This is a genomic window from Bacillus aerolatus, from assembly GCF_009183655.1.
GTDB classification, from domain to species: Bacteria; Bacillota; Bacilli; order Bacillales; family Domibacillaceae; genus Pseudobacillus; species Pseudobacillus aerolatus.
The window spans coordinates 183,188-202,740 of record NZ_WEIO01000004.1 but is presented as its reverse complement, the minus strand read 5'-3'; the positions used below and the strand labels follow the sequence as shown (position 1 = coordinate 202,740).

General features: G+C 40.9%; 13 protein-coding genes. 10 read left to right on the top strand and 3 right to left on the bottom strand.

Annotated elements, in window-relative coordinates; genetic code table 11:
* Nucleotides 1–276: 276 nt before the first annotated feature.
* On the bottom strand, nucleotides 277–738 hold the full coding sequence (psiE, locus tag F9802_RS08805) for a phosphate-starvation-inducible protein PsiE (protein ID WP_152151027.1): 462 nt from the start codon (nucleotides 736–738) through the stop codon (nucleotides 277–279).
* A gap of 864 nt (nucleotides 739–1,602) precedes the next feature.
* On the opposite strand from psiE, the gene F9802_RS08800 reads away from it, so the two are divergent.
* The 5 genes from F9802_RS08800 (at nucleotide 1,603) to F9802_RS08780 (ending at nucleotide 8,628) form a co-directional block, all read left to right on the top strand.
* Nucleotides 1,603–1,890, top strand: coding sequence for a heterocycloanthracin/sonorensin family bacteriocin (locus F9802_RS08800; RefSeq protein WP_152151025.1), 288 nt, complete (start codon nucleotides 1,603–1,605; stop codon nucleotides 1,888–1,890).
* 147 nt (nucleotides 1,891–2,037) lie between these two features.
* Entirely contained in the window at nucleotides 2,038–4,005 is a 1,968-nt protein-coding gene (locus F9802_RS08795) for a putative thiazole-containing bacteriocin maturation protein (protein ID WP_152151023.1), read from the top strand.
* Nucleotides 4,002–5,945, top strand: a complete 1,944-nt coding sequence (locus tag F9802_RS08790; protein WP_152151021.1) for a TOMM precursor leader peptide-binding protein — start codon at nucleotides 4,002–4,004, stop codon at nucleotides 5,943–5,945. Before F9802_RS08795 ends, F9802_RS08790 begins: the two co-directional genes overlap by 4 nt.
* Nucleotides 5,946–5,967: 22 nt before the next feature.
* Nucleotides 5,968–7,539, top strand: coding sequence for a SagB family peptide dehydrogenase (locus tag F9802_RS08785; protein WP_152151019.1), 1,572 nt, complete (start codon nucleotides 5,968–5,970; stop codon nucleotides 7,537–7,539).
* A gap of 381 nt (nucleotides 7,540–7,920) precedes the next feature.
* The gene (locus F9802_RS08780) at nucleotides 7,921–8,628 is read left to right on the top strand and encodes a DNA alkylation repair protein (RefSeq protein ID WP_152151017.1); all 708 of its coding nucleotides are present in this window, start codon (nucleotides 7,921–7,923) and stop codon (nucleotides 8,626–8,628) included.
* A gap of 226 nt (nucleotides 8,629–8,854) precedes the next feature.
* On the opposite strand, the gene F9802_RS08775 is transcribed toward F9802_RS08780, so the two are convergent.
* The gene (locus F9802_RS08775; protein ID WP_152151014.1) at nucleotides 8,855–10,216 is read right to left on the bottom strand and encodes a D-serine ammonia-lyase; all 1,362 of its coding nucleotides are present in this window, start codon (nucleotides 10,214–10,216) and stop codon (nucleotides 8,855–8,857) included.
* Nucleotides 10,217–10,383: 167 nt separating this feature from the next.
* Between F9802_RS08775 and F9802_RS08770 the strand changes: the two genes are divergently transcribed.
* The 4 genes from F9802_RS08770 to F9802_RS08755 all read left to right on the top strand — a co-directional run bounded on the left by F9802_RS08770 (nucleotide 10,384) and on the right by F9802_RS08755 (nucleotide 16,036).
* Nucleotides 10,384–10,929 (top strand): cupin domain-containing protein, encoded by a 546-nt coding sequence (locus F9802_RS08770; RefSeq protein ID WP_152151012.1) that lies wholly within the window; start codon nucleotides 10,384–10,386, stop codon nucleotides 10,927–10,929.
* A 64-nt stretch (nucleotides 10,930–10,993) separates the two neighbouring features.
* Nucleotides 10,994–11,386: a hypothetical protein gene (locus F9802_RS08765; protein ID WP_152151010.1), complete on the top strand. Its 393-nt coding sequence runs from the start codon at nucleotides 10,994–10,996 to the stop codon at nucleotides 11,384–11,386.
* 1,070 nt (nucleotides 11,387–12,456) lie between these two features.
* Nucleotides 12,457–12,882 carry a CBS domain-containing protein gene (locus tag F9802_RS08760; protein ID WP_152151008.1) on the top strand — a complete coding sequence of 142 codons (426 nt, stop codon included), beginning with the start codon at nucleotides 12,457–12,459 and terminating at the stop codon, nucleotides 12,880–12,882.
* A gap of 244 nt (nucleotides 12,883–13,126) precedes the next feature.
* Nucleotides 13,127–16,036, top strand: a complete 2,910-nt coding sequence (locus F9802_RS08755; RefSeq protein WP_152151006.1) for a DUF3427 domain-containing protein — start codon at nucleotides 13,127–13,129, stop codon at nucleotides 16,034–16,036.
* Between the two features lie 89 nt (nucleotides 16,037–16,125).
* Here the strand turns inward: F9802_RS08755 and F9802_RS08750 are convergent, their stop codons facing one another.
* Complete coding sequence (locus F9802_RS08750) at nucleotides 16,126–16,518, bottom strand: (deoxy)nucleoside triphosphate pyrophosphohydrolase (protein WP_152151004.1); 393 nt, start codon at nucleotides 16,516–16,518, stop codon at nucleotides 16,126–16,128.
* A 186-nt stretch (nucleotides 16,519–16,704) separates the two neighbouring features.
* Between F9802_RS08750 and F9802_RS08745 the strand changes: the two genes are divergently transcribed.
* Nucleotides 16,705–19,296: an Ig-like domain-containing protein gene (locus F9802_RS08745; protein WP_152151002.1), complete on the top strand. Its 2,592-nt coding sequence runs from the start codon at nucleotides 16,705–16,707 to the stop codon at nucleotides 19,294–19,296.
* Nucleotides 19,297–19,553: the final 257 nt, after the last annotated feature.

The window sequence follows — 19,553 nt, the reverse complement described above, 5'->3', positions numbered from 1 at the left end:
CATAACGATATAATCAAATCGTATCAAACGTCATTATTGCGTTTATTTTGTTATAAGACTGTAAAGGATCCACCTTATCTGCCTATTACTCTTTATATCTTAGAAATAGTGACATATACTACCCGATCGGTGGGATAATGACGATATTTTCAAGTTCATAAAAATCGTTCTAAGTTATTATAGATCAAACCAATGAAAAGATTTGCCCATACTTCCTCGAACTTCTTTTGGTAATTAAGTTCGAGAAAGAAAAAATTTCTACTTAATTCAAATTTGTTAGTTTCTGACATGTAGAACGTCAGCTAACCTCATTTTACTATCGGGTCTTTCACGTGGAGTTATGTTCATAATGAAATATCCAATTATTAGAATTAGGATGACAAGCGAATAAAATAATGTGTTTACAGGGTGATCGTGGTCAACAATAATCAGTCTTATCATTGCTGTGATGCCTATATATAAAAAATATCTAAGAGGGAAATGATATTCTTCTTTGAAGTATTTAACAATCATAGTAATAAACTCAAAATATAAAAAGAAGGTAAGTATATTGGCAAGAAACAGTTTATAGTCATTACTGCCTTTTTCTATCAAAACCTCACTGAAAATAATTAATTCCTTAACTAATAAAAAAGATAGAATAAGCGCTAGGAAAACGAGAGAAGTATTTAATATTATTTGGAGAATCTTAGGAATAATATGTATAAAAAAAGTGAAATCCTTTTTGGTCTTAAACATGCAAACCTTCCTTCCCGTTATTTTAAAATATAGGTGCTAAAAAAGTTATTCCGATTATTAAAAAAACCGAGATGGTTGAAAAAGGGCAGTACATAGTTATCTTCAGTTGGAGAAGATTCTAGTCATTAAAGAATTAATAGCAACTAGAAAGGCTGTCGACAAAATCGACAGCCTAAAATACTCCATCCGAAGATTCAGGCATTTCTCTTATCTGTTTTCTAAGCAAGAACAAACAAGCGATTTTCAGCCAGACTCTTTGTTCAATCGAAATAAACAATTCGGCAGCTATAAGATCTTCCCATATCTAAAGTTGATACGCTTTCTCGTTGGCATAATTTTTAAGCTCTTCTTTGATTCCATTGAATTCTATCAAAACCCTTCGTGTATCAATACTTTGAATATTTACCAATTTTCAATATTTATAATATTACAACTTTTGAAAAGGAAATATAAGTATCAATCCTTATGAAATGTTATATGTTTTTGACTTGGTATTCCTTTTTACTTTCTTTCAACAACATATGAGCAGAAGAAATGAACAGCTTTTTGTATAAGTTCAGTAATTTTACTTGAGCAAATGGCCATGCCAAATATTTTGGCCTATATCCCTTTTGCCATTATATTAATTCTTTTCCTGGCGGCCTCACTGGATTCTGCTGCCTTATTGATCACGTGATCATCCTGTTTCCATTTTGAACGGTTTTACGAAGATTCAATAAACATAGGCATTTGAATCAGTAACAATCCCCACCCATTGTTCATATCTTGTTTGGGAGAGTATTAGAAGCACCTGATTATGTTTTTTCTGTTCCCCTTTCATGTTGCCTGTGCACCCTTATTATTTAATACACGGAGGTTATCAAAATGAATGAATTCCAAAACGAACTTCAAATGATGAATGTTGGCGATTTCCAGACAAGCGAGGCAGTTCCTTTGGATCAAAACCAGTACTATATGGATGATTCGTCTCGACAATTCGTTGGTTTCGGTGGTTTCGGCCGTTGCTTTAGTTGTTTTAGTTGTTTTCGTTGTTTTAACTGCTTTAACTGCTTTAACTGCTTTCGTTGCTTTAATTGTTTCCGTTGTTCTAATTGTTTTCGCTGCTCTAATTGCGGCGGTCGCTGCGGCCGTTGTAGTCGTTGCGGTGATTAATAGTTCTGAGAAGAGATTGTCCCTGCATGAGTTGTTGCAGGGACTTTTCTCTGTAAGATTAGACATAAGAGACAAATTGTCTTACATAGGATTGTAGTGAAAGTGATGATGCAGATTTTAGAATAGCTGCGGATTAGGAGGAACGGAATGACAAATTTAGCACCTTCTATGCGTCTGAAAGTGAAAAGGGACACGTTTTTTCTCCCTGATCCAAACAACGGTGTGTATTTTCGGAACAACTTAAGTTCGTTCCGTATGGAAGGCAGTACGATCGTTCAGTGGATTGAAAAGCTATTACCGATGTTCAATGGGGACTACACGTTGAGGGATTTGACAGATGGATTGCCGGGCCCATACCGGGATCGGGTGTTTGAAATTGCAGAAGTTCTGTACCGAAACGGATTTGTTCGGGATGTGAGTCAAGACCGACCGCATCAATTGGCGGATCAGGTTCTTAAAAAGTATGCTTCTCAAATTGAATTTTTGGACAATTCGGGCGATTCAGGTGCGTACCGTTTTCAAACCTATCGTCAAGTAAAAGTGTTGGCAATTGGCTCTGGCCCTTTTTTAATTTCGTTGGTTTCTGCATTGATTGAATCCGGATTGCCTAAATTCCATACTTTCATTACGGACTCGGTACCGACTAATAGACGGCGGTTGAGGGAACTCGTGGCACATGCACGTAAAACAGACCCCGAAGTAGAGGTAGAGGAGGTCGTCCTGCAGAAGGAAGAGATAAGTTCTTGGAGGGAGATTGTGCAGCCGTTTGATTCGATATTGTATGTGTCACAGGAGGGGGATGTAGAGGAATTACGATTACTTCATACGGTTTGCAGGCAAGAGAAGAAGATGCTGCTCCCCGCTATATGTCTTCACCAGGTAGGTTTGGCAGGACCGCTCGTACATCCGGACTCTAAGGGGTGTTGGGAGTCTGCGTGGCGCCGTATACACCAATCTGTGTTTAATAAAGACCAGCAATTCCCCACTTTCTCTTCCACAGCAGGAGCGATGCTGGCCAATGTGATTGCATTTGAATTGTTTAAAGAGACGACAAGAGTGACCGAATCAGAACAAAACAATCAATTCTTCCTGCTTGATATGGAAACAATGGAAGGAAACTGGCATTCGTTCCTGCCTCATCCGCTGGTGACCGGACATGCGGGAGCCGAATGGGTTCAAGATTTCGATCAGCGGCTCGAACAGAAATCGGGCAGAGGTGAGCCAGGCAGATTGTTTATTCACTTCAGCCGGTTGACATCGGAACAATCAGGCATTTTCCATATTTGGGAGGAGGGAGATTTACAGCAGCTGCCGCTGGCCCAATGCCGCGTTCAGGTCGTCGACCCGATGTCGGACGGACCGGCTGAGCTGTTGCCAGACATCGTTTGTACAGGTATGACACATGAGGAGGCACGAAGGGAAGCGGGTCTGACAGGGATTGAAGCGTATGTGTCGCGAACAGTCAGCCAGCTCGTTACGACTCTGCCTCCACAGCAGGAAGTAGAGAATAATATGGCAGCACTACAGGAATTTGTCGGCGTCGGAGCAGGGGAAACGTTTGCGGAATGTGTTTGCCGCGGGCTGCAAAGGTGTTTAGACGGTGAATTCCGCAAGCGACAGTTCAACGAGAAGAACCTTGTTGCTCGGGTGCAGTTGGACGCGGTAGAAGATGAACGCTGCCGGTTTTATTTACAGGCACTGACCACGATGCAAGGTGTACCGATGATTGGCTTAGGAGAGGAAGTGGCCGGTTACCCTGTCGTATGGGTCGGTACAAATGATAGCTGGCATGGCTGTGTAGGTTTGAATATAACAATGGCGCTGCGGAATGCGTTACAACAGGCAATTATGAAAGCCCAAAATGAAGCGGCTTGCCTCACGGCGGCGCAAGGGTTGGAAGTTTCGACCGTGCTTCAAGAAGAAACAGGACCGCTAAACCTTGTGATTCCCGCGGGTGAAGAGACGACACAATCCGAAGTTTTGCAGTCCGCTATGCAAGTTTTAGAACGGAACCATAAGCGGCTCTTAGTCTTCGAACTAGAAATGGAACCGTTTTTGAAAGAGGAACTGGCAGGGGTGTTTGGTGTGTTGTTGCGAGAGGAGGAATCAAGGTGAATGCTGTCGTGGTAGTTGTCGGAGAAGGAGTGTTGGCAGACCGCGTGTACGGAGAACTGTCCGGCCAATACGAGGTAATTCGCCAGACCGATTTCGAGGCAGGGATACCGGAAACGACTAATATGGCTCTGGTGTTGCAAGATGCCTGGAATCCCTCTGTTCATCAAAAGGCGGAAGAAGTGTTGCGAGCAGCCGGCACTCCTTGGCTGCGAGGTTTCGTTTCATTTGGCGAGGGAGTGATCGGTCCGCTAGTTCGCCCAGGTACGCAGGGGTGCTCCCAGTGTGCAGATTTGCGACATCTCATGGCAGGACGCGACCGTAGAGAGATGAGGGAAATACGACAGCAACTGCAGACGCACGGAGGAATACAGCGTGACGCGGCGGCATCACGCACTGGACTTTTGCAGATGGCTCATCTGATCGGGGCGGAGGTAGAGAAAGTGATGAAAGGTGAGCGGGCTCACTCGGAAGGGCGTGTATCATTAATCAACTTGAAAACATTGAGTAGTTCATGGCATTCTTTTCTTCCCAACCCGTTGTGTACGGTTTGTGGCCGATTACCCGATGATTCACCAACGGCGGCCCGGATTTCACTGCAGCCAAGTCCGAAGATCAGCACCGACAGTTACCGCTGCCGTTCGATGGATGAGTTGAGTAAAGTGCTAGCCAAAGATTATCTAGATCACCGGACTGGCTTTTTGAATGATAAAATGTATGACCTCGTGCCGCCATTTGCCGATGTAAGTGTCAATCTGCCTTTGTTCATCGGGGACGAGGGAGCAGGAGGCCGGACTCATTCATACGCGGTAAGTGAGTTGACTGCCATTTTGGAGGGGTTGGAGCGGTATTGCGGTCTGGAGCCCCGCGGCAAACGGACAGTAATCCATGATAGTTACCGTAATTTGAAAGATCAAGCACTCAATCCTATCGAGTTAGGCGTGCACGCAAAGGAACAATATGCACAACCTGGTTTTCCGTTCAGACCGTTTAATCCTGATCGCTCAATCAATTGGGTATGGGGCTATTCGTTTCTGCAAGAGCGTCCGATTCTCGTTCCAGAGTTGTTTGCTTATTATAGCTTGGGCTGCGGGGAGGGATTTGTTTATGAAACTTCCAACGGATGCGCATTAGGCGGAAGTTTGGAAGAGGCCATTTTCTACGGTATTTTGGAAGTGGTGGAACGTGATTCGTTCCTGATGACTTGGTACGCAGAGCTGCCTCTCCCGCGTCTTGATCCTTATTCGGCTAACGACAAAGAGTTGGAATTGATGATCGACCGCGTACGAGCGGTAGGAGGATATGATCTGCATTTTTATAACTCGACGATGGAGCACGGAATTCCAAGCGTATGGGCGATGGCGAAAAACAGGAAGCAAAAAGGATTGAACATCAATTGCGCGGCCGGAGCTCATCTGGACCCAGTACGGGCGGTAAAAAGCGCGGTTCACGAGTTGGCTGCCATGATGCTGACGCTCGACGAGAAATTTGAGGAAAACCAGGAGGAGTATGTGCGAATGCTGCAAGATTCTTCCCTAGTACAGAAGATGGATGATCATGGCATGCTGTACGGTTTGCCGCAAGCAGAGGAGCGCCTGCAGTTTTTGCTGGATGATAATCGTCCGTTGCGAACGTTTGACGAGGAATTCAAGTGGAAGTCGAATCATACAGATCTGACCGATGATCTGCAGGACATTCTTCAGAAGTTTCGTCGATTGAACCTTGATGTAATTGTGGTGGACCAGACAACACCGGAAACCATACGGAATGGATTGCATTGCGTGAAAGTGTTGATCCCGGGGATGCTGCCGATGACATTCGGACATCACCTTACCCGCGTAACAGGACTGGAGAGGGTGCTGCGGGTACCAATGGAACTTGGATATAGGAAGCAGCCGCTGACACTTGAACAACTTAATCCACATCCGCATCCGTTTCCATAAGCTGTAACTAGGAGGCAGAAGGATGAGTCTAGAGACATTTCTGCACAATCTACACTTTGACATTGACAAGGCAAGCCCGGTGGACTCGGAAGTGGATTGGGAAGATGCACCCCTTCCGTATAAGCTTTACCGTGGCTTGCCTGTTTTTCCATTATCTTTGGAAGTACCGTTGACGCTCGAAGAATGGAAAGCACCAGAACAGCCTGATTTTTGGAAAATCAGTTATTTTCTCTGGTATGTATTTGGCCTTACTCAATTTTCCGAGACAGCCTTTCCTTCCATAGATCAAGCGCCGGAACTAATGCAGTCGTTTCGGCGTTTTGCTCCTTCCGGGGGAGCATTGTATCCAAACGAATTGTACATGTATTTGAAGATGGAGGATTTGCCTGTTGGGGTGTACCATTATGATGTGGCACACCATCGCTTAGTGTTGTTGCGAGAAGGTAATTTCGATTCCTATATAGCCCAGGCTCTTGGTAATCGCTGTGACATGTCCGCTTGTTTTGGTGCTGTTTTTGTGTCGACAATGTTTTGGAAAAACTTCTATAAATACAATAACTTTTCCTACCGTCTGCAAGGGTTGGATGCTGGTGTGCTGATTGGACAGTTGCTGGAAGTGGCGAAACGGTTTGGCTTCGCATCGGGGGTGTATTTCCAATTTCTTGACCGGGCCATCAACCATCTGCTTGGACTATCCGAAAAAGAGGAGAGCGCGTATGCGGTTATCCCGCTATCGGTGGAACCTACAATCTGGTTTACTAATGTCAGTGACACAGGCGGGCTTGTCTCTGCAGCCGAATTGTGCCGAGAGTTGACAGCGATTCAGTGTAATCATTACGTCCGGTCACGGAGAGTCAAAGAGTATCCGATGTTAACCAGAATGAATGAAGCGTCCATGATGGAATCAACGGAGGCGTTTCGGCAGATTAATGCGAAGGAGAATATGAGTTGTGAGGGGCAAGGGATAGCTCTGCCTCCCGCGAAGCGGTTGTCGGATGATCTGGCGTCGGTCTGCCGAAAGCGATATTCACCGGACATGGATTTCGTTTTAGGAAAGGTAAGTCAACCGCAGCTGGCCACTCTGCTGCAGGAGGCGACGGCTTCTTTCTCGTATCGAAATGATTTGGATGGAGCACAAAGGAAGTGCGAGCCCCGTGTCTCACTGTACGGCTGTTTGTATCATGTTGAAGGCATTGCGGATGGTGCTTATCGTTATGACAGTACTGCTCATGCGTTACAACAAGTACATCGCGGGGATCATCGACTCCAGCTGCAATATGGAATGTCTTTAGATAATGTAAATTTGCTCCAAGTACCGCTCTGCCTGCATGTGGCAGGAGACAAGGATTACTCCAAAACAGCACTGGGATACAGAGGATACCGCATCCAACAAATGGAAGCGGGCATGCTCGTGCAGCGATTACTGTTAACGGCATCAGCCATCGGGATGGGGGGGCATCCACTTCTCGGATTTGATGCCAACTTGTGTGATGACATTTACAAGATGGATCCACAAGGAAAAACTAGCCTCATCCAAGTCCCGATCGGTCCCTATCGACATCGCCCTTGGCTGAGGGGAAGCTTGTATAATTAAGCATAAAGAGAAAAGCGCCATGAATTTAAAAAAGCGGTCTTAAAAATTTAGGCGGCGCGCATAATTCCGAAGTTCTCGCGCACAAGTTGGACATGAGCGCGCATAAATTCGTGATTCCCGCGCATAAATCCATAATCGCCGCGCATAAAATTCAAAAAATAGCGCACAAAGCGCTGCTGCTTCATTCTATTTATTTAAAAAGGCGGAGGGTGTCCGAAAAGCCTTGCTTGTCGGATACCCTTTTTGTATCTAATGTTTTATAAGTGCAACAAGGAATAAGATTAATGGTAAAGTTGAGAAATATGGAAGACTTGATAAAGTATATAAACTAGTTGGTTACAATTAAATAGGTATTAATATTAAGGAAGGAAGTGCAAAACTATGGATTTCGAAACAGTTATGCAGGAGCTTGAAGCCCTCGGCAAGGAACGAACTAAAAAAATGTACATATCCAATGGTGCGCACGAGCCGCTTTTTGGCGTGGCTACCGGTGTTATGAAACCAATTGCAAAGAAAATAAAAATAAATCAACGTTTAGCTGAAGAGTTTTATGCCACAGGTAACTACGATGCAATGTACTTTGCAGGCATTATTGCAGACCCAAAAGCCATGACTGAGTCGGATTTTGATCGTTGGATGGATGGAGCGTATTTTTATATGTTGTCCGATTTTGTGGTGGCAGTAACTTTATCAGAGTCAGATATTGCACAAGACGTTGCTGATAAATGGATTGCAACTGGTGACGAGCTGAGAATGTCAGCGGGCTGGAGTTGCTACTGCTGGCTTTTAGGGAATCGACTAGATAATGAATTTTCCGAAAGCAAGATTTCCAATATGCTTGATATTGTGAAAAATACGATTCATGATTCGCCAGAACGAGCGAAATCCGCTATGAATAATTTTTTATACACAGTGGGGATTTCATATTTGCCGCTACATGAAAAGGCAATTGAGACCGCAAAAGAAGTAGGTACAGTAGAAGTCAAACGAGACAAGAAAAAAAGCAGTTTCCTAAACGCTTACGAAAGTATTCAAAAAGAAATTAATAGAGGGAAGCTTGGTTTCAAACGCAAATATGTAAGATGTTAAAAATTAGCTTGGCATCGGGGGGGTGATCCATGAAGGATTGACGCTCTTTTTGTTTATTGTAAAGTTTTAGTTTGCAAGGTTTTTGGACCAAACTTGATAGAAAATTGGATATCTATGTTAAAGTTTAAAAGCGATTGTGAAGATTTGTACTTAAACAAACGGGTTAGTTAAAGAAGAAAAAATTTTTTCAATAAAAACACGGGGGGCAATTAGCCCCCGTGTTGAATTACTTTTGATTCTCTAACGTTAAATTCAATCCTTTTTGATAATATTGCTTCATCATTTCTTCAGGAACCATATTTCCGCCAGTCCCCCAAATAATGTGCGTACCCTTACTCATTTTTTCTGTTAAATTATGCTTCAGTAAATAATCGGTTCCTTCTTTACATAATTTAATGGGTCCTATCATGCCTGCCAGTGCTGAAGGTTCTAAATGAATCCCCTCTGTATCAACTAGTTCCTTTAATAACTTATACAACTGTTCATCGCTAACCGTATAATTACCACTTAGAAACGGTTCTATAGTTTTACCCACAAATCCAGATGGCTTTCCTACAGCAAGTCCATCTGCGTCTGTTACATTATCAATACCAACATCTTCTACAGAAACTTTATCATGAAGTCCAGTCATTAAACCAAGTAACATACAGGGGGAGTGAGTAGGTTCTGCAAAGAAACAGTGAACATGGTCTTGATACAATAATTTCAAACCAAAAGCTATGCCTCCGGGACCGCCGCCTACCCCACATGGGAGGTAAACAAACAAAGGATGATTTTCATCTATTGTTATCTCTAGCTCTTCTAATTGTTTCTTCAATCGAGATGCAGCCACTGCATATCCTAAAAATAGATCGTGAGAATTTTCATCATCCACAAAATAACATGTTGGGTCACTATCTGCTTGGATTCGACCTTCCTCTACTGCTTTACTATAGTCCGCTTCATATTCAACAACCTTAACATTTTTGTTTCGAAGTAAGTCTTTTTTCCATTGTTTTGCATCTGCCGACATATGAACAGTCACATTGAAACCTAACTTTGCACTCATGATGCCTATACTAAGTCCTAAATTTCCAGTCGAGCCTACTGCGATTGAATATTGTGAGAAGAATGTTCGAAACCTATCACTATCTAAAATCGAATAGTCATCTTGAATCGTCAACAATTGATGTTGAAGAGCTAATTCTTCTGCATGTTTGAGAACTTCATAAATCCCGCCTCTTGCTTTTATAGACCCTGATATAGGAAGGTGACTATCACACTTAAGCAATAATTCACCTAATATAGGTTGTTGGTAATTCTGTTCTAAGGATTGTTTCATGGAAGGAATTCTCGCTAAAGGAGATTCTATTATCCCATTCATCTTTTTTGTTTCTGGGAAAACCTTGGCAATATATGGAGCAAAACGTTTCAATCTTTCCTCTGCATCCTTTACATCATCTTGAGTAAGGGGGGATTTTTTAATTCCTGTTTTGAATTTTTCAATATTAGGATTTAACCACAAAGTTTCCTCCATCGAAATAAGTTTGTTTAGTAAAGGATAGTGGTCTTTCCATGTTTGTAGATCGCTGCATTCAATCTCTTTCATTTAGTTAATCCTCCTAATTGACTTGATTATAGCCATCAAAACGAAGTAAAATAAAATATAATTTAATAAACGTTAAATAAAAGTTAACACAAATTATTTTTATTGTTAAGTTTTATTTAAAATAATTAAATTAAAATTAACGATTTATTGTTAAGGAGTGCATAACAGTGGAAAATATAGATATTGGTAAGAAGGTTGAAAAATATAGAAAAGCTAAAGACTTAAGCATTAGAGAATTAGCAAAGTTAGCTGAAATAACGCCTTCAATGTTGAGCCAAATCGAACGTGGTTTAGCCAACCCTTCTATTCAAACTCTTAAAGCTTTAGCGAAATCCCTAGACGTTCCTACATTTAGCTTTTTCATTGAAGAAACAAACACGGTTGATTTAGTTGTTAGGTCTAGTCAACGAAAGAAAATGATCATTGAAAACTTATCTTATGAGCTAGTTTCGCCTGATTTTACTGGAAACCTGGCAACAGCCATTATGAATTTTCCGCCGAACACTGCTTCATCTGAGAAACAGCTGGAGCATAAAGGAGAAGAAGTTGCTTTTGTATTAGAGGGGAAAATTAAAGTGTTTTTAGATGATGAAGAATACATATTGGAACCTGGTGATAGTGTAAAAATACCGGCACAAATGAAGCATAAATGGGAAAATAATTTTAATGAAAATGCTGCCATACTTTTTTCGGTGACTCCATCAGCTTTTTAATTTTCTTGTGGCTTGATCAAAAGCGGGAAAAAGCGATCAGCGGCTCACGAAGAATACATATATCATGCCTGTAAAAGAGAAGTGGTTTGTCTTTTGGGGCGGAGCGAATCAATTCTTCAACTACCACTACGTCATTGAAAGCCAAAGATACGCTTATGATCTAATCATAATGAAAAATGGCGAGTCCTATCATGAATCACCAGATAAAAATGAAAACTATTACGCTTTTAGCAAAAAAATAACGGCCCCAGCGGAAGGAAAAGTTGTCAAAGTATTGGATGGAATCAAAGACAATGTGCCGGGAGAGACGGACCCGATCTGGCCGGAAGGAAACACTGTCGTGATTGAACATGAAGGCGGAGAGTACAGCATGCTTGCTCACTTCAAACAAGACTCCATCCTTGTAGAAGAAGGGCACGTGATCGTCGGCTCATCCAACTTATCTGCTTCCGCATAAGATGGCACGATGGTATTGTTGCGGTGTATTAGGCGAGTTGTACGGCGGAGGATCTGAAACTAGATTTGCTAGAGATCTACCAGAGGTAATTGACTGGACTAAGGGAGGATCGGAACCTAGTACTGTCAGAGATGCTAATTTTGCTGCGGAAAGACTTTATTCACTTCGTACACGTAATAGTGCTGCATACAAAGGGTTACATGTAATGTTAATGAAGGCCGGGGGGAAGAGATTTCATATCTGGAATACCTATTGATGTACAAACTTATTACGGCGGCCAAATAGATATTCATCACATATTCCCGAGAGCGTATTGCGAAAAAAATGCCATAGATAAAAAAATGTATGATTCAATAGTGAATAAAACACCACTTTCTTACAAGACGAATAGAATCATTGGCGGAAACGCACCGAGTAGATATCTCCAAAAAACACAACAACAAAGGCAGATTACTGAAAATGACCTTAATAACATATTAAGAACGCATTTAATTGATTCTAAAGGTAATCTATGCGAATAGAGATGACTCATTCAGATTTGATACGGAGAACCGTGTCACAAATAGTGGTAAAGAAGAAAGTAGAATTAGCCATGGACAAAGAACTGCTATCACAACTGTATTTGGCAATCAATTGATGTAGTAAATGGCGGCATATTTATAAGTGCTATATACTAAATATGCAATCTCATTTTATCGCTTGAAATGGAGTCTCTGCGGACATATTTTATTAAAAAGGAAAGAGCCAATGGCCTTTGAAGACAATTAGCCTAACACGCGGCCACTCCACGTAAAGCGCAGTGGTATGCAAAATTCATACTGCCACAACATACATTTTTTGAGTGTCAACAACAATCACAACTCTTATAATTAAGTCTAATTCGACAATCTCTCCTTCTACAACTATATGTAGGGGGGATTGTCTTTTAATTGTTTGAAACACTTCTTAAATTTCAGGATAACTTAATATAATATATGGAGGGATAGCTCAGCAGAAACAATTTATTATGTTTTAGTATTATAGTTAAGGGAAAAGTACTCATGAACACAAACAAAGGAGGGATTTCGATTATGAAAATAGCCGATATAATGACTTCCAATGTTGAATGGTGTAAACCGGAAAGTAAAATTTATGAAGCGGCCGAGAAGATGAAAGAGCTGGATGTTGGTGTAATGCCGATCTGTGACAGTGGCAGTGTGGTAGGCGTTGTGACAGACAGAGATGTTGTTATCAAGGGTGTGGCCAATAATATACCTGTTGATGCCCAAGTTTCACAAGTAATGAGTACGGATCCAGTCACGGGGAATCGGAATATGCTTGTTGAGGACGCAGCAGAGCTGATGGCAGACCATCAAATCCGCCGTCTGCCAATCGTTGATGATGACAAACTCGTTGGAATAGTTTCTTTAGGAGATCTTGCTGTCAACCAGAACACGGATCGCAAAGCGGGAGAGGCGCTTGAAGATATTTCTTATCCATCCGAGCCAGAGCAGTAAGATAATAGTGCCTATCACTCCCCGAGCTTTGTTGAAAGAATAGTCATATAAAAGAGAAGGAGAGCCACCGCGTAGTAGGGGAATGGCTCTCCTTTTTAGTGAGAGCCGTTATGCAAAGAAAAAAGTAACTGCCTAAGCACATTAATTTAATTATTATACATGAATAGCTTTTTAAAATATATTTGCACACTTAAACAGCGAGCATTACAATTGATATAAATAAATGGTAATGAATGGTGATCATATGGAGAATTTTATTCAAAATTTAGAGGCCTCTTTACATAAGGGATTTATCGATCAAAGTTATAATCAATTTGGAAACTATAAGCCTAAGCTGTTAGTGAATAATGTAAAAGAAAATGAAAATGAAAATGTCTTAACTTCGTTGCTAGAGGAGCTTGAACATAGTAATTCCTTTATTTTCTCAGTCGCTTTTATTACAGAAAGCGGTCTTGCTACTCTTAAATCTCATTTTCTCGATCTTAACCGAAAAGGAATCAAAGGGCGCATATTAACATCGACATTTTTGAATTTCAATCAACCGAAAGTATTTAGAGAGTTGCTGAAAATTACAAATGTAGAAGTGAGGTTGACGAGTGTAAAAGGCTTTCATTCGAAAGGTTATATTTTTGACCATGATACACATTATTCACTTATTGTTGGCAGCTCTAATTTAACGGCACATGCGCTAAAGGTCAACTATGAATGGAATGTGAAGCTCACGTCACATGAAAATGGAGAGATTGTTCACCATTTTAAAAATCAATTTGAGGATGTTTGGAAAAATGCTCATCCATTGACTGAACAATGGGTTGAAGACTATGAAAAAACGTATGTTCAGCTTGTCGATAGAAAGGTAATGGATCAAGTAGTAGAAATGCCTGCTTCCTATACGTCGAATTCTTTGAAAGATTCGATAGAGATTAAGCCGAATAAAATGCAGCAAGCGGCTTTACAAGAGATTCAGACTGTCCGGGAAGCGGGAAAGGATAAAGGATTAATTATTTCAGCAACAGGGACGGGGAAAACCTACCTTTCCGCATTTGATGTGAGACGCTTTGCACCTAAACGAATGCTATTTATCGTTCACCGGGAGCAAATATTAAACAAAGCAAAATCTGATTTTCAGCGGGTGCTCGGTGGGATAGATGAAGAGTTTGGCACGTTAACAGGAACAAGTAAACAAACAAACGCCAAATACTTATTTACGACAATCCAAACGATTTCAAAAAAAGAAACATTGCACCAATTCGATCGGGATTCATTTGATTACATTTTAATTGACGAAGTGCATAAAGCTGGTGCTGAATCGTATCGAAGAGTCATTGATTATTTCACACCTAAGTTTTTGATGGGAATGACAGCAACGCCTGAACGTACAGATGATGTTAATATTTATGAATTATTTGATTACAATATCGCATACGAAATTCGTCTTCAGGAAGCACTTGAAGAAGATATGCTTTGTCCTTTTCACTATTTTGGTGTGACGGACCTTGAGTGTAACGGCGAGATCATTGACGATACGACAGTTTTATCGAAGCTCGTTACTGAGGAACGTGTGAATCATCTCATTGAAAAGATTCATTACTATGGATTCTCTGGCAAGGAAGTAAAAGGACTAATCTTTTGTAGTAGAAAAGAAGAAGCGCGAGAGCTATCTCTTCGGCTAAACGAAAAAGGTTTCCGTACCATTGCTTTAACAGGGGATGATTCGCAAGAGGAAAGAGCATGCCGTGTAAAGGAATTAGAAGATGGTCTACTCGACTATATATTAACTGTGGATATTTTTAATGAAGGGATCGATATTCCGAGCGTTAATCAAGTGGTCATGTTAAGACAAACACAATCGAGTATCATTTTCATTCAGCAGCTTGGAAGAGGACTCCGCAAACATGATTCGAAGGATTTCGTTACGATCGTCGATTTTATCGGTAATTATAAAAATAATTATTTAATTCCAATGGCCCTTTCAGGAGACAAATCGCAAAATAAAGATAATATACGGCGACGAACAAAGGATACAAGTTATATTAAAGGCGTCTCAACGGTGAACTTTGAAGAGATCGCTAAGAAAAAGATTTTTAAAGCCATTAACAGTAGTAATTTGACGGCAATGAGCGTTTTAAAAGAAGCCTTTGTTAATTTGAAAAATAGAATTGGCAGGGTTCCGTATTTATATGATTTTGTATTAAATCATTCGATTGATCCAGTTGTGATTGCAGAGAAGCACTCGAATTATCATCAATTTTTAGTAAAAATGAAAGAAGAAGTTCCTTCGCTAACGAGCTACGAAAACAAAGTGTTAACGATGCTTTCATTAGAAATATTAAATGGAAAGCGGAAGCATGAAATTTTGTTATTGGAGTTGTTACTGCATAAAGGAGAAGTAACGTATGACGATTATGTCCGTTGTTTAGCTGAGTCGAATTGTCGAGCGGATAAAGATACAATTGTGTCTGTTCAGCGCATATTTGATTTATCGTTTTTCACTCAAAGTATGAAGAAAAAGTATGGGGAACAGCCAATTATTGCTTTAAAGGAAGAGAAGAATTTTGTATTTAGTGATTTGATTAAAGAACGTCTGAAGGAAAATAGTTATTTCAAAGAAATGGTCATTGATATCGTCCAAAGCAGTAAAGCCAAAAGTGAATCTTACCGATGCAATCAGCCGCTCACTTTGTATGAAAAATACTCAAGAAAAGACGCCTGCAGGCTCCTAAATTGGAACAGCGATGAAAGTTCGACGATGTATGGATACAAAACAAAGTACGGTACTTGTCCAATCTTTATCACATATCATAAAAACGACGAAGTAGAGTCCAGTGTCAATTATGGGGACGAGTTTCTTAATCAAGATGTTCTTAAATGGTACACAAGAAGCAATCGAACATTGAAATCAGAGGAAGTTCGAACCATTATTGAAGCAGAAGAAAATCATATTGACGTTCATATTTTTATAAAAAAGGACGACGATGAAGGAAGCGACTTTTACTATTTAGGACAGGCTACTCCCGATAAAAAGAGCGTGGAACAAACTGAAATGAAAGATAAGAACGGAAAAAATATTCCGGTTGTTCGCATGAACATGGTGATGGAGCAATCCGTTGATAGTCAGCTTTATCACTATATTAAGAATGAAACAGACGATTAAGAAAGTTGAATCACCTGCACGGAATGATAACCCCATGAGCATAAAATGGCGATTGCATCATCCCGTGCCGGAAGATTTATATATTGATTTTATCCGTTAACAAGTTTATCAATCGTCGGAATATCAGCGGGTGCCCATTCTAATGAGCGAAGCTCTTGGAGGGGCACCCATTTTAATTCAGCATGTTCTTTTGCTGTTGGTGTTCCTTCAATGATCACTGTTTTGTATGTAAGCAAATTGACAATGACATTTGGATATTCGTGTACAACATCCTCAATGAGCTCATGCACTTCCACTGTACAGTCTAGCTCTTCTTGAATTTCTCTTATTAAAGATTCTTCAGGTGTTTCTCCTTTTTCAATTTTCCCGCCTGCGAATTCCCAAAGGTTTGGAAGTGCCATTTCTGGTGAGCGCAATGCACAGAGAACATTGCCTTGTTCGTTTATACAAACTGCCGCCACAACTTTCACTGTTTTTTTCATAAAAGCCTACTCCTCCCACTACTTAAGTTAACTATTTTTTTCGAAATGAATTCATTTTACTTATTTAATCTAACATATTGAGGCTGTTTATGTATTAGGAAAAACAGTATAATTAATTCGGTCCTTTTAGAGTGTTATATATTAGTAGGAAGGAAAATAAGGGAACATGGAAAGGAAGTCTTCTTAATGTTTAAACAGCGAGTGAGAGCTATGATAGCTTTTACATTAATTATTGCTTTTTCGCTAGGTGATATCTTACCGGTTTTAGCGTCAACAGATTTAACCCCGCCAACACTAAAGAGTATAAAGCTTGATAAAACAGCAGTTCAGCCAGGGGATGAGATCCATATTCAAGTCGAGGCAGAAGATTTGGAATCGGGCATCTCGGATGTTACTACACATCGAGTGGTACAAGTAAAGAAGCAAGGTGGAGATACAGATCAATATGTTTACCTAACATATAACTCTACCACCAAGAAATACGAAGGTACGTATAGAGTGCCAAGCAATGCAATCAATGGTACATGGTATACATCATGGATTTACTTTGTTGATAAAGTAGGAAATCAAAGTAGCTTGTTCCCGCGTGAAGGAAGTAACTTTTATCAAACATTTAGCGTTTCTAATGGAAGTAATGATTTAACCCCGCCAACACTAAAGAGTATAAAGCTTGATAAAACAGCAGTTCAGCCAGGGGATGAGATCCATATTCAAGTCGAGGCAGAAGATTTGGAATCGGGCATCTCGGATGTTACTACACATCGAGTGGTACAAGTAAAGAAGCAAGGTGGAGATACAGATCAATATGTTTATCTAACATATAACTCTACCACAAAGAAATATGAAGGTACGTATAGAGTGCCTAGTAATGCAATAAATGGTGTATGGTATACATCTTGGGTTTACTTTGTTGATAAAGTAGGAAATCAAAGTAGCTTGTTCCCACGTGAAGGAAGTAATTTTTATCAAACATTTATTGTTTCTAATGATATAGTTCCTCCGAATTCTCCAATAGTTAATGAAGTGAGCGATAATCATACGAGTGTGACAGGAACAGCCGAAGTGGGATCCATCGTGACGATTAAGGCTGGTGCGACAGTATTAACTAGCGTCACTGTTGGTACGGATGGGAAATTTACCGCAACAATTCCCGTCCAAAAAGCGGGAACAAAGTTAACGGTCACTGCAACAGATAAAGTCGGAAACATGAGCGAGGCGAAAGAAGTGATCGTAAAAGATGCGACCGCTCCAGGCGTTCCAAGTGTAAGTGAAATAACGGAGAAATCCACGAATGTGACAGGAACAGCAGAAGCAGGGTCTACCGTGACGGTTAAGGCTGGCACGACAGTATTAACTACCGTCTCCGTTGATGCTGATGGGAAATTTACCGCAACAATTCCCGTCCAAAAAGCGGGAACAAAGTTAACGATCACTGCAACAGATAAAGAAGGAAACATAAGTGAAGCGAAAGAAGTTATCGTAAAAGATGCGACTGCTCCAGGCGTTCCAGATGTAAATGAAGTAACGGAGAAATCCACGAATGTGACAGGAACAGCAGAAGCAGGGTCTACCGTGACGGTTAAGGCTGGCACGACAGTATTAACTACCGTCTCCGTTGATGCTGATGGGAAATTTACCGCAACAATTCCCGTCCAAAAAGCGGGAACAAAGTTAACGATCACTGCAACAGATAAAGAAGGAAACATAAGTGAAGCGAAAGAAGTTATCGTAAAAGATGCGACTGCTCCAGGCGTTCCAGATGTAAATGAAGTAACGGAGAAATCCACGAGTGTAACAGGAACAGCGGAAGCAGGTTCTACCGTGACGGTTAAGACTGGTACGACAGTATTAACTACCGTCTCCGTTGATGCTGATGGGAAATTTATTGCAATAATTCCTGTCCAAAAAGCAGGAACAAAGTTAACGATCACTGCAACAGATAAAGACGGAAACATAAGTGAAGCGAAAGAAGTTATCGTAAAAGATGTGACTGCTCCAGGCGTTCCAAATGTAAATGAAGTAACAGAGAAATCTACGAGTGTGGCAGGAACAGCGGAAGCAGGTTCTACCGTGACGGTTAAGGCTGGCACGACAGTATTAACTACCGTCTCCGTTGATGCTGATGGGAAATTTATTGCAATAATTCCTGTCCAAAAAGCAGGAACAAAGTTAACGATCACTGCAACAGATAAAGCCGGAAACATAAGTGAAGCAAAAGAAGTTACGGTAAAGCAGGTTGCTTCGGTAATTTCTTTCTCTGATGTCTTAAAAAGCGAACGTTTCTACAATGAGATTTACACTTTAAGTAATGAAGGTATTATTACTGGCTTTCCAGATGGAACATTCCGGCCGAATACAACGGTAACGAGAGCACAGGCCGCGATTATGATTGGCCGTGCATTGGAGCTAACAATCGATTCAACAGAGACGACATTTAATGATGTGTCATCTTCTTCAAAAGCAGCCGGCTACATCGCAGCTGCATATAAGAGCAAAATTATCACGGGTTTTCCGGATGGCACATTTCGCCCGGACGAAACCGTTACCCGCGGTCAGATGGCTATTTTCTTAGCTAGAGCCTTTAAGTTGCAGGACACGACTAAAATCAATTTTTCTGATGTCGCGGAAAATATGGCGGCATATGAATCAATCAAACGCATTCTAGCAGCTCAAATCACAGTCGGTTATCCGGATAATACTTTTAAACCAACAGCAGATGTTACAAGAGGACAATTTTCGGCCTTTTTGACTCGAGCACTGCAAAAAGCTGCTCAATAGAAGAACAATTAAAGAGGAAACAGCCGCTCCTAATAGGTAGTTTTTTAGCCATCCTAGTTTTTCAGGGTGGCTATTTTAATGGAGGAAAACACAATATAGTATATAAATGTTTGGAGAGGGAATTAGGTGCTAGACACTATCAAGATAATATTGAGACTGTTTATGTATTAGGAAAAACAAATTAGGATTGCCCAGCGTGAAGGTATTGAGTTTGCTAAAAAGCAGGGGGAATTCCGAGAAGGGAAAAAAGATACCAT